This is a genomic window from Streptomyces sp. NPDC050625, from assembly GCF_040654755.1.
Classification (GTDB): Bacteria; Actinomycetota; Actinomycetes; order Streptomycetales; family Streptomycetaceae; genus Streptomyces.
Map to the genome: position 1 here is coordinate 38,430 of NZ_JBFAIQ010000024.1, position 11,088 is coordinate 49,517.

The window sequence follows — 11,088 nt, forward strand, 5'->3', positions numbered from 1 at the left end:
GGATCAGCGGGCCGTCGACAGATAGCGCTCCCCGCTGTCGGGGAACACGGTGACGACCGTGGCACCCGCCCAGCGGGGCTGGGCCGCCACGGCACGACTCGCCCAGGCGGCGGCGCCCGACGAGATGCCGACCGGCAGACCGGTCGCGCGGGTCACTTCGTCCGTGGTGGCCGCGGCAGCCTCGTCCGTGACGGCCACCACCTCGTCCACCAGGGCGAGGTCGGTGATCGGTGAGACGTAGCCGGCGCCGATGCCGGGAATGCCGTGCGGACCGGCCTCGCCCCCGGACAGCACGGCGCTGCGGGCCGGTTCGACCGCCACGACGTGCAGCGCGGTGCGCTCCTTCAGATAGCGGGCGGTGCCCGTCAGCGTTCCGCCGGTGCCGACCCCGCACACCAGCACGTCGATCCGGCCCCGTACGGCCTGCCAGATTTCCGGGCCCGTCGTCTCGTAGTGCGCCCGCACGTTGGCGGGATTGCGGTCCTGGTGCGGCACCCAGGAGCCGGGCACGGCGCGCTGCAGCTCCTCCGCGTACGCCCAGGCGGCCAGAAGACCGTCCCGGTGCGGCACGAGATGCACCTCGGCGCCCAGCCGGCGCAGGATCAGACGGCGTTCCTCGGTGGCGTTGTCGGGCATCACGATGATGCACCGGTGGCCGCGGCGGGCGCACAGCGCGGCCAGCGAGATGCCGGTGCTGCCGGAGGAGCACTCGATGACGGTGCCCCCGCTCGCGGGCAGCAGCCCCGCCTCCTCGGCGGCCCGCACCATGAACAGCGCGGGCCGGTCCTTCACGCTGGAGAACGGGTTGGCCATCTCCAGCTTCGCCAGCAGCCGCACCGAGCCGGCCAGTCCCGGCAGCGGGACCTCCAACAGCGGTGTTCCCCCGACGAGTTCCTCCACGGACCCGACCAGTTGCTCCACGGGCCGGACCAATTGCTCCGCGGAACCGCCCAGTTGCTCCGCGGACCCGGCCGGCTCCGCGGCGGTGTGTCTCACCTCTGTCGTCATGGTTCCCCCCCCGTCCGCCGCGCTCAGACCGTGCTCAGGCCGCGCGCCGCGCGCAGGTGCGCGGTGGCCGCCTGCTGCAGGTGGGTGATGTCACTGGAGACGGTGGCGAAGGTGAAGCCCTCGGCGAGCCGCTTCGCGGCGCTCTCGCCGTCCGGCACATGGATGCCGCAGGCGATGCCGTGCTGGCGGGCGGTCTGCGTTATCCGCTCCAGCGCGGCCTCCAGCGCGTCGGCGGCCGCCGGGTCGCCGAACCAGCGCGCGCCGAGCGCGGCCGACAGATCGGCGGGCCCGACGTACACCGCGTCGAGGCCGTCCGTGGCGCAGATGGCCTCCAGGTCGTCCAGCGCGGCCGCGGTCTCGATCATCACGACGCACGCGACACGGTCGTCGATCTCGGCCGGTACGGATCCCAGCCGCAGTTCCGCGCGGACCGGCCCGGCCAGACTGCGCGTACCCGCCGGATGGTGCCGGCAGGCCCGCACGGCGTCGCGCGCCTGCCCGGCGCTCTCCACCATCGGGACGATCACACCGCGCGCCCCGGTGTCGAGCGCGACACCGATGGCGACCGGGTCCGGCGACGGCACCCGGATCACCCCGGCGGAGCGGCCGCGGGCGTCCACGGCCAGCATCGCGGCCTGCCACCCGGGCTGGTGCGGCACACCGTGCTGGCCGTCCACGCCGATGTAGTCGTAGCCGAGCCCGGCGACCCGCTCGGTCGCGACCGGACTGTCCAGGGAGATCCAGTAACCCACCAGGGGCTCCCGGCGGCGCAGCCGCGCCGCGAACCCCGGGTCCGGATGCGAGACGGACGCCATGCTCATTCCCCTTCCTTCAGTGCGTAGCTCTGCTTGCCGTCGAGGCCGACGGGCACGTCACCGGTGATCGACACCCGGTGCAGCACCCGCTGGTGGCGCCCGTAGTCGTTGACCGCGAAGTGCTGTGTGCTGCGGTTGTCGAAGATCAGCACGTCGCCGGGGCGCCAGCGCCAGCGGGCGACGTTCTCCGGCCGGCGCACATAGCCCTGGAGCACATCGATGATCGGCCGGGACTCGCGCGGCTCCACGCCCAGCAGCCACTGGGCGAAACCGCCGAGGAACAGGCTCGGCTCACCGGACTCCGGGTGGACGCGCACCACCGGGTGGGCGGTCTCGAACCGGCGGGCCAGGAACGCCGCGCGCACCTTGTCGCCGCGCTCGGTGCCCAGCCGCGGCTGCTCGGCGTGGTTGGTGTGCACGGCCCACAACCGGTCGGCCACCGCGCGCAGTTCGGCCGGCAGGTCCCGGTAGCCCGCGGCCGCGTTCGCGACCAGGGTGTCCCCGCCGTACGGGGGCAGCACCACACTGCGCAGGGTCGTGCCCAGCGACGGCGCGGTGGTGAAGCTGATGTCGGTGTGCCAGTGGTCGGCCCGCTGGTCCTCCCCGTCGACGGGAATCACCTGCGGGGAGCCGTCGACGGTGCGCATCATCGGGTGCGACTGGGTCAGCGGGCCGAAGCGGCCGGCGAAGGCGAGTTGGTGCTCGTCGGTGATGTCCTGGTCCCGGAAGAAGAGGACCTTGTACTCCAGGAATGCCTCGTGGATCTGCCGGAAATCGGAATCCGACAGCTCGGTGGACAGATCGACGCCTGTGACCTCCGCGCCGATCCTGCCGCCGATCCGGCGTATGTCGAACAGGGACACCAGCATTCCCTCCGAATATGTCAGGGACTCGCGTGGCCGTGCCGGCGGGGGAGCGCGGGCACGGCACCGCAAGTCCTTCCCGGCGTCCGATCACAGCACGTGGCTCAATCCGGCGGCAACGGAAGCCGAAAAGGCGATACGACTTCACCAACTCGCTCCCGTTCGGGCACGGAAAACCCGCGGAAAAGGGCCGACTTGTTCAAGTCGTATTCCGTGTGCGGCCTTGGCTTGTCAACGTCGTGGCGCCCCGGGGATTCTCTAGCCGCCGCGCCCTTGAATCGTCCTCCGGAGCAAAGGACTGCTGACATGCCAGTGATCACCGTCAACTGGTGGCAGGGCAACGACCGGCAAGCGCGAAAGGAGTTGGTGGCGGGCATCACCGACGTGGTCACGCGCGTGTCCGGCTGCCCGGACGACGCCGTCACCGTCATCGTGCGGGACGTCGACCCCGACCACTGGGGCAACGGCGGCCACCTCGCCGACGAATCCCGCTCCCGGCGAGGCCGGCGATGACCCTGCGCTCCCTGCACCCCAACATCCGGCTGCGGATGGCGGTCGGCTTCGTCCAGCGGCTGCTGTCGGTCATGCTGATGCCGCTGCTCGTCATCCATCTGGCGGCCCTCTACGGCCCCGCCGTCGCCGGTGTCCTCACCGTCTGCGTGGCGGCGGCCGGCATCGCCGCCAACTTCCTCGGCGGCCACCTCGCCGACGTCCACGGCCGGCGCCCCGTGATGGTGGCCGGCGAACTCGGCGCCACCCTCACCTTCGGCCTGCTCGCCCTGGCCAACTCCCCGTGGTGGACCTCCGGGCCCGTCACGTTCGGCCTGTTCCTGCTCAACACCTGCTGCTCGCAACTGGCCACCCCGGCGGCCGACGCGATGATGGTCGACGTCTCCACCCCCGACAACCGCCCGCTCGTCTACACGATCAACTACTGGTCGATCAACCTGGCGTTCACCGTGGGCGCCCTGCTAGGCGGGTTCCTCTACGACGGCCACTTCCTCCAGCTGCTGACCGGCGCCGCCGCGCTGTGCCTGCTGACCACGTCGGTGATGTGGCGCTGGATCAGCGAGACCGCCCCGCAGACCGGCAGGGCGGCGGCCGGGCCCGGCGCCATGCTGCGCGGCTACCTCACCGTGGCGCGCGACCGTGTCTTCCTGCGCCAGCTGGCCGCGGCCGCGCTGATCGCCGCGGTGGAGATGCAGATCGGCTACTACATCGCCGTACGCCTGTCCCGTCAGTTCCCGCGGCAGACCCTGCTCGCGGTCGGCGGCCTGCGGCTGGACGTGGACGGCGTCGCCGTCCTCGGCATCCTGCGGGCGGTCAACGCCGCCCTGGTCGTCGCCCTCGTCCTCTTCGCCAAGACCCTGCTCGCGCGGGTCCCCGAGCGGCTCCGGCTGTACGGCGGGATCGCCGTCTTCACCGCCGGCTACATGGTCTGGGCCGTCAGCGACATCGGCTGGGTGCTCATCGCGGCGGCCGTCCTGCTCACCTTCGGGGAGATCGCCAGCGTCCCGGTGCGCCAGGCGCTCCTGGCCGACCTGATCGACCCCGAGGCCCGCACCAAGTACATGGCGGCCTACGCGCTCAACGCCCGGATCGGGCTCCTCGTCGCCGCCCTGTGCGTCACCCTCGGCGCGTTCGTCCCCGCCCTCGGCATGAGCCTGCTGTACGGGACGGCCGGCTGCGCCGCGATCCTGCTGTACCGGTCCGTGGTCGGCGTACGCGCCTCGCGCACCACGCAGGAGAAGGTTCCGGCCGCTGCCTGACATGCCCAAGCGTCACGCATCCGCGGTGCCGGCCGTGACTCGGGCAGGTCCGGTTGCGGTCCGGCCGCGGCCGCGGATCTGATGCGCTCATGACGAAACGGCTGTTCACCTCGGAGTCGGTCACCGAGGGCCATCCCGACAAGATCGCCGACCAGATCAGCGACACCCTGCTCGACGCGCTGCTCGGCCGGGACCCGGCCGCCCGCGTGGCCGTGGAGACCCTGATCACCACCGGCCAGGTGCACGTGGCCGGCGAAGTGACGACCACCGCCTACGTGCCGATCGCCGAGCTGGTCCGCGAGAAAATCCTGGAGATCGGCTACGACTCCTCCCTGAAGGGCTTCGACGGTGCCTCCTGCGGTGTGTCGGTGTCCATCGGCGCGCAGTCCCCGGACATCGCGCAGGGCGTGGACACCGGCGGCGCCGGCGACCAGGGCCTGATGTTCGGTTACGCGACCGACGAGACACCGGAACTGATGCCCCTGCCGATCCAGCTCGCCCACCGCCTGTCCAAGCGTCTCTCGGACGTCCGCAAGAACGGCACGGTCCCCTACCTGCGCCCGGACGGCAAGACGCAGGTCACCATCGAGTACGACGGCGACAAGGCCGTCCGCCTCGACACGGTGGTCGTCTCCTCGCAGCACGCGAGCGACATCGACCTGGAGTCGCTGCTCACCCCCGACATCCGTGAGTTCGTCGTGGAGCCGGAGCTCAAGGCGCTGCTGGACGAGGGCATCAAGCTGGACACCGAGGGCTACCGCCTGCTGGTCAACCCGACCGGCCGCTTCGAGATCGGCGGCCCGATGGGCGACGCGGGTCTGACCGGCCGCAAGATCATCATCGACACGTACGGCGGTATGGCCCGCCACGGCGGCGGCGCGTTCTCCGGCAAGGACCCGTCCAAGGTGGACCGCTCGGCGGCGTACGCGATGCGCTGGGTCGCCAAGAACGTGGTCGCCGCGGGCCTGGCCTCGCGCTGCGAGGTCCAGGTCGCCTACGCGATCGGCAAGGCCGAGCCCGTCGGCCTGTTCGTGGAGACCTTCGGCACCGAGGAGATCCCCCTGCACCTCATCGAACAGGCCATCGGCGAGGTCTTCGACCTCCGCCCGGCCGCCATCATCCGCGACCTCGACCTGCTCCGCCCGATCTACGCCCAGACCGCCGCGTACGGCCACTTCGGCCGCGAACTCCCCGACTTCACCTGGGAACGCATCGACCGCGCCGCCGCCCTGCGCGCCGTGGCCGGCCTCGACTAGCCGGCCGCGACCCGCGAGAGGAACCACCCGTGTCCACGATCACCGCCCAGCTTCCCGAGCTTGCCGCCACCGCACGCGCGCGGCAGCGTCGAAGGCCTTCTGGCGGACCTGCGCACCGGCACCTGGCGCCCGACGCCGCTCGAAGTCCGCGTCGCCGGGCTGCTGCTGACCTCCGTCGCCGGTGACGGCCTGCTCACCTCGCGCCGCATCCGGGCCGCGCTGTGGGAGGGAGCCGTCACGATGGTCCACGACAACGAAGGCCGGTTCGCCCGCACCCTCGCCGGCCTCGTCCCCGTCCTGGACGACCCGCGGCTCACCGCCCCCGGCATCCTCGACACGGCGGGCGAGCTGGTCGCCGCCGTGGCCGCCGCGGGCGGCTGAACCCCTCCCCGTACGACATGGGGCCCGGCCGGAGGCTGCTCCGGCCGGGCCCCACCAGGTGACGCACGGTCACCTCACTTCGCCCAGGGCGCCATCGGGTACCAGATCAGATCGCGGACGGCCAGGATCCGCACGTCCCAGTACAGGACCAGGAACACGCCCGCCGCCAGGAAGCCCGCCGCCATCAGCGCCGACGCGCGGCTCGGCCGCAGCGCCGTCCACCGGTGCAGCCGCTCCCCGAACAGACCGGCCACCAGGAGGAACAGCACCGACATGACAGTGATGTTGCCGATCGACTGCAGGCCGAACGCGACCGCGCCGTACAGCGGGTTGTGACTCTCGGCGGCGTCGCGGAACAGCTGGCGGAACAGCGGGAAGGGACGCCCGATCAGGAACGCCCCGATCAGCCCGCCCATCACCAGCATCGGCGCGCCCGGGAAGCGCCGTGACAGCCGCGCCAGCGGATCACGCACCACACCCAGCGCGGCCAGGCCCAGATACGTCATCAGCAGACCGATCAGCCCGTAGACCACCATCGCCTGCACCAGACGCCCGGAGAATCCGCCGCCGCCCTGGCTGTCGTCGAACTGCGGCATGCCCGTACCGACGAGGGACACCACCGCCCCGTACGCGGCGGACACGACGACCGCACCGAGCGCGAGCCGGCTCAGCGGACGCAGCGCGGCGGCCATCCGGCCCCGCCGGGAGGTGGAAGGGCCGCCGGCCAGCGGCGCCAGCGCGCTGAAGACGGCCACGTTGCACGCGGTGAACGTGCCCGCGACACCGGTGGCCAGCGCGAACGCCAGACCCGCGAGCACACCCGCGATCGGCGTGCCCTTGGCCGCGTGGCCGAGCAGGGTGTCCGCGACGTTGTCGCCGATGGTCCGGTCCACGAACTGTGCGGACCACACCACCGTCAGGGCGAAACCGAAGACCGCCGCGACCGCGGCGACCAGCGTGCGGCGGCGCGGCGCATGGCCATTGAAGAAGAACGATGACGATGCGGGACCGGTGTTTGCGGCCCGCTGCGCCCGGGAGGGGGGCGCGGCAGGCCGCTGTGCTGTCTGAGCCATGACAAGTCGCCTTTCGGGAGGGAGCGGAGGGATCTGCGCGGATGTGCGGGGAATCTGCGGGCGATCGAACGCCACGCTAGGCCCGCGCGCACGCGCAGTGACGGTCCGAGCCCGCAGTGAGCACGGGGGAAGAAAGAACCGGACCCACTTCGTGAAGTCGATGCCGCCCGCAGCGTCGCGCGGCGCTCCGTCAGGGGAGCGGCAGCCCCTCGTCCCCGTCCCCGTCGGCCACCGCGAGCACGGTCGCCGGCCGCAGTGGGAGCGGCCGGCCCGACGCCGGAACTGCGTCCGCCGAACCCGTCGTCGGAACTGCGTCATCGCCGTCCGGCAGCACCGCGTCGAAGTTCCGCCACATCCACGCCCAGGCAGCCACCGGACGGAACCGGGCCCGACCGGTGACACCCGCACCCACACCGGCCGCGATGCTCTCCCCGGCCACGGCGCTCAGCCCCGCGATCCCATGACCGGGCACACACCCGCGGCCGGCTCTCCCGGCCCGGGCCCCGGTGCCGACGCGAACTCGTACCGCACCCCGGTCAGTTCCTCCGACAGCTCCCACAGCCGGGCCTGCGCCGCCGCATCGCGCGCCGCACGGCTGGACCGCGCGGGCACCGGCGCCCCACGGCTCCCGAACCGCCGGGCAGGCCCCAGATAGGCGCCCCGCGGCACCTGCGGGTCCGTCGCCGCCCGCAGCGACGGCAGCGCCGCCGCCTGCGCCGGCTGGGCCAGCCAGCGCATCCCCGCCGCGACCACGGGCCGCAGCACAGCGGGAGGGTCGCCGTGCCACAGCCCGGTCGGCGACAGACCCGGATGCGCGGCGAGCGACACGGTGGCGGCACCGGCCGCGGTGAGACGGCGCTGCAACTCCCGGGCGAACAGCAGATTCGCCAGCTTGGAGCGCCCGTACGCCGTCACCGACCGGCGCCCGGACCCGGACCGGGCGCGGTCCGCGTCGAAACCGCCGAGGCCCACACGGTGCGCGAGGCTCCCGACGGTGACGACCCGTGAGCCCGGCACCCCCGACATCAGACCGAGCAGCAGCCCCGTCAGCGCGAAGTGACCGAGGTGATTGACACCGAGATGGACCTCGAAGCCGTCCGCCGTACGCCCGTACGACGGGAACATCACCCCGGCGTTGTTGACCAGCAGGTCCAGACGGGCGTGCCGGTCGCGCACCCGCGCGGCGGCCCGGCGCACCGAGTCCAGTGACGCCAGGTCGAGTTCGACCACCTCGGTGCTGCCCCCGGCCCACTCGGCCACGGCCCGTGCCCGCTGCTCGCTGCGGCAGGCGAGGACGACATGCGCCCCGTGGGCCGCGAGCACCCGGGCCGTCTCCCGGCCGATGCCACCCGAGGCGCCGGTGACCAGGGCCGTACGGCCGCTCAGGTCGGGAACATCTGCTGCGGACCACGTCATGTCGTCCTCCTCGGACGCCGGTCGGACGCCAGGTCAGTGCGCGGCGCCATAGCCGTGCTCGACGATGAGCTCGGCCGCCACGCCGTAGAACGCCGGGTCAGACGGAACCTCGGTGGCCAGGCCGTTGACGTACCGGTTGAACATCGCGAACGCGGCCGCGATCAGGACCGTGTCGTGGATGTGGGTATCGGTGGCGCCCTCGGCCCGGGCGGCGGCGACCGCCTTGTCGGACACGGGAGCCGCCTTCGCCTGCACCTCGGCGGCCACCGCGAGCAGCGCCCGCAGCAGCGGGGAGATCGGGGCCGTGCCGGGGTCGGTGAGCACAGCGGCGACCAGCTCGGCGCCGCCGTCGAGCTGCGCCGCCGCGAACGCGCTGTGCGAACCGGCACAGAACTCCGTGCAGTTGAGGTGGGAGACGTAGGCGGCGATCAGCTCGCGCTCCCCCCGGCTCAGCGGCGAGGGGCCACTGCGCAGCAGGGTCTCCGCGAGCTGCGACAGCACGTCCGCGGTGTCCGGGCGCTGGGCGAACAGCCCGCTGATGCCGGGAAGATCATGAGTCAGCTCGATGTGGGGCACGATGCGCGTCCTTTGTCTGCCGTGTTACCGACGGGGCCCTCATCGTCGGAACCCGTGGGCGGCCCGGCCAACTCCCAGAATGCGGACTCCGGCCGGCCCGGCCGGCGCTCCCATCTGCGCACTCAGAGAGAAGCGTCCCGCCGCCCGCTAGTCCAAGAATGGAGACGTGGCAAGCAACACCTCGCGGTACACCGGGACTTCGGCAGATGGCCGTGCCGGTACGGGCACGTTGGGCCGTTCCGCCTCATGCCTCGCCGGGACAGGTCAGCCGCCACGCGCTCAGGGCGCCGGTCACCGCCAGCGCCCGCCGGCACACCGCCCGGCACTGACGGACGGCGCTCGGCCCGTCCGGCGCCAGCAGGAACGCGGCACCCCGGGCACCCGCGCGGCTCACGTGCACCCGGATGTGCTCCATGCCGTCGTCCGGGCCGCACACCGCCCACAGGGCGGCGAGCAGGACGTCGCCGGGCAGCTCCGGCGCGTCGTGCGGCTTGGCGAAGGCGAACTCGACGAGGTGCACGCACCCGAGTGTGCCGCACGCCACCGGTCCCGTCCCAGTCCTGACGGGGCCACGAACATGCCGTGGCACGCATGTGCCCGGCACCCACACGATGCGGGGGGACGCTGATGCTGCGCGTACTCGGACTGGACTTCGGGACGGAGGCCGTCTACCGGCTCATGCTGGACCATCCCTCCTGGGGCGTGGACCGGCTGGCCCAGGAACTGGACCAGGACCGGTCCGCCGTCACCGCGGCCCTCGACACGCTCGCCGACCTCGCGCTGCTGCGCAGGGCGGCCGCGCCCGAGGGCACCTGCGGCGCCCCGCTGCTCGTGCCGCCCCGGGCCGGACTCGGCGCACTCCTGGAACGCCGCCAGGACGAACTGGCCCGCACCCAGCTGGAGATCGACGCGAGCCGTGCCGCGGTCGCTGACCTGCTGGCCGGCTACACAGCGCTCGGCCGCACCGCCGGCGCCGGCGTGGAGCGCTTCACCGGCGCCGAGGCCGTCGGCCGCCTCCAGGCCGACCTGACCGCGCAGGCCCGCGGTGAACTCCTCGCGCTCGCCCCCTCCACCACGGCGGGCGACGGCCCCTGGGACCTCGACGTGCCCCTCCATCTCGACCTGCTGGACCGGGGCGTGCGCGTACGCGTCCTCCACATGGACAGCACCACGGGCCCGGCCCGGCGCCGCGACGCCGTACGCCGCCTCACCCGGGCCGGCGCCGAGATCCGCACGCTGCCCGCGCTGCCGCTGCACCTGCGCCTCGTCGACGGCGCGAGCGCAATCCTGCCCCTGGACCCCGACGAACCCGACGGCGGAGCCGTCCTGTTGGACGAACCCGGAGCCCTGGCCGGACTGCGCGCCCTGTTCACGCACCTGTGGGACACGGCGACCCCGGCCGACGGCACGGACCCGACGGACGGCGCCGGTGACGACGCCACGGACATGTACTCGCCGCGAGAACGCGCCCTGCTGCGCTTTCTCGCAGAGGGACTGACCGACGAGGCCGCGGCCCGAAAACTCGGCATCTCCCTGCGCAGCGAACGGCGCATGATCTCCCATCTCTCCGACCGGACAGGCGCCCGCAGCCGTTTCCAACTCGGCCTGCAGGCCGCCCGAAGCGGCCTGGTGTGACACAACAGTGTCAAGGCATTCCTGTGCCGCCAAAAAATGCTGACAACCCCCTTGCGGGCATGTCAGAGTCATTCCAGAGAACGGGCCGGAAAGCAAAAAGAACCCCGCTTGAAGGACCGCTCAATTCCAACAGCAAGTCCCCGACTCGAATATCCGAATCCCCCGACGGAACGGGTCACCCAATCACTGTAAACAGGAAAGGAAAAGCATCATGGAGAACGAGAAGAACCTCGTCATGGAGATCCTCGAGGACGACAACTACGACTTCGAGGCCGAGTTCGGCCCCCGTCAGGACG

Annotated in this window: 13 protein-coding genes; 5 read left to right on the plus strand and 8 right to left on the minus strand. The window is 72.4% G+C overall.

From position 1 onward, the window contains the following. Positions 1-3: 3 nt before the first annotated feature. Genes AB0I54_RS36125 through AB0I54_RS36135 form a run of 3 tightly spaced genes read right to left on the minus strand, consistent with a single transcriptional unit; the run spans position 4 to position 2,686 of the window. Positions 4-1,008: a cysteine synthase family protein gene (locus AB0I54_RS36125; RefSeq protein WP_363300494.1), complete on the minus strand. Its 1,005-nt coding sequence runs from the start codon at positions 1,006-1,008 to the stop codon at positions 4-6. Between the two features lie 23 nt (positions 1,009-1,031). Then, complete coding sequence (locus AB0I54_RS36130) at positions 1,032-1,829, minus strand: aldolase/citrate lyase family protein (protein ID WP_363300495.1); 798 nt, start codon at positions 1,827-1,829, stop codon at positions 1,032-1,034. Then, on the minus strand, positions 1,826-2,686 hold the full coding sequence (locus AB0I54_RS36135) for a TauD/TfdA family dioxygenase (RefSeq protein ID WP_363300496.1): 861 nt from the start codon (positions 2,684-2,686) through the stop codon (positions 1,826-1,828). The genes AB0I54_RS36130 and AB0I54_RS36135 overlap by 4 nt, the downstream gene beginning before the upstream one ends. Positions 2,687-2,992: 306 nt before the next feature. On the opposite strand from AB0I54_RS36135, the gene AB0I54_RS36140 reads away from it, so the two are divergent. From AB0I54_RS36140 to AB0I54_RS36155, 4 genes are all read left to right on the plus strand, one after another. Beyond that, the gene (locus AB0I54_RS36140) at positions 2,993-3,199 is read left to right on the plus strand and encodes a 4-oxalocrotonate tautomerase family protein (protein WP_363300497.1); all 207 of its coding nucleotides are present in this window, start codon (positions 2,993-2,995) and stop codon (positions 3,197-3,199) included. Beyond that, positions 3,196-4,455 (plus strand): MFS transporter, encoded by a 1,260-nt coding sequence (locus AB0I54_RS36145; RefSeq protein WP_363300498.1) that lies wholly within the window; start codon positions 3,196-3,198, stop codon positions 4,453-4,455. Before AB0I54_RS36140 ends, AB0I54_RS36145 begins: the two co-directional genes overlap by 4 nt. An 89-nt stretch (positions 4,456-4,544) precedes the next feature. Beyond that, complete coding sequence (metK, locus tag AB0I54_RS36150; protein ID WP_363300499.1) at positions 4,545-5,711, plus strand: methionine adenosyltransferase; 1,167 nt, start codon at positions 4,545-4,547, stop codon at positions 5,709-5,711. 60 nt (positions 5,712-5,771) lie between these two features. Beyond that, positions 5,772-6,092: a hypothetical protein gene (locus AB0I54_RS36155; protein WP_363300500.1), complete on the plus strand. Its 321-nt coding sequence runs from the start codon at positions 5,772-5,774 to the stop codon at positions 6,090-6,092. Between the two features lie 74 nt (positions 6,093-6,166). On the opposite strand, the gene AB0I54_RS36160 is transcribed toward AB0I54_RS36155, so the two are convergent. From AB0I54_RS36160 to AB0I54_RS36180, 5 genes are all read right to left on the minus strand, one after another. Continuing rightward, positions 6,167-7,165: a hypothetical protein gene (locus AB0I54_RS36160; RefSeq protein WP_363300501.1), complete on the minus strand. Its 999-nt coding sequence runs from the start codon at positions 7,163-7,165 to the stop codon at positions 6,167-6,169. A gap of 190 nt (positions 7,166-7,355) precedes the next feature. Then, on the minus strand, positions 7,356-7,604 hold the full coding sequence (locus AB0I54_RS36165; RefSeq protein ID WP_363300502.1) for a hypothetical protein: 249 nt from the start codon (positions 7,602-7,604) through the stop codon (positions 7,356-7,358). 5 nt (positions 7,605-7,609) lie between these two features. Next, complete coding sequence (locus tag AB0I54_RS36170) at positions 7,610-8,581, minus strand: oxidoreductase (protein ID WP_363300503.1); 972 nt, start codon at positions 8,579-8,581, stop codon at positions 7,610-7,612. Positions 8,582-8,614: 33 nt separating this feature from the next. Next, the gene (locus AB0I54_RS36175) at positions 8,615-9,157 is read right to left on the minus strand and encodes a carboxymuconolactone decarboxylase family protein (RefSeq protein WP_363300504.1); all 543 of its coding nucleotides are present in this window, start codon (positions 9,155-9,157) and stop codon (positions 8,615-8,617) included. A gap of 244 nt (positions 9,158-9,401) precedes the next feature. Further along, positions 9,402-9,677, minus strand: a complete 276-nt coding sequence (locus AB0I54_RS36180) for a hypothetical protein (protein ID WP_363300505.1) — start codon at positions 9,675-9,677, stop codon at positions 9,402-9,404. A gap of 107 nt (positions 9,678-9,784) precedes the next feature. On the opposite strand from AB0I54_RS36180, the gene AB0I54_RS36185 reads away from it, so the two are divergent. After that, positions 9,785-10,792: a hypothetical protein gene (locus tag AB0I54_RS36185; protein WP_363300506.1), complete on the plus strand. Its 1,008-nt coding sequence runs from the start codon at positions 9,785-9,787 to the stop codon at positions 10,790-10,792. Positions 10,793-11,088: the final 296 nt, after the last annotated feature.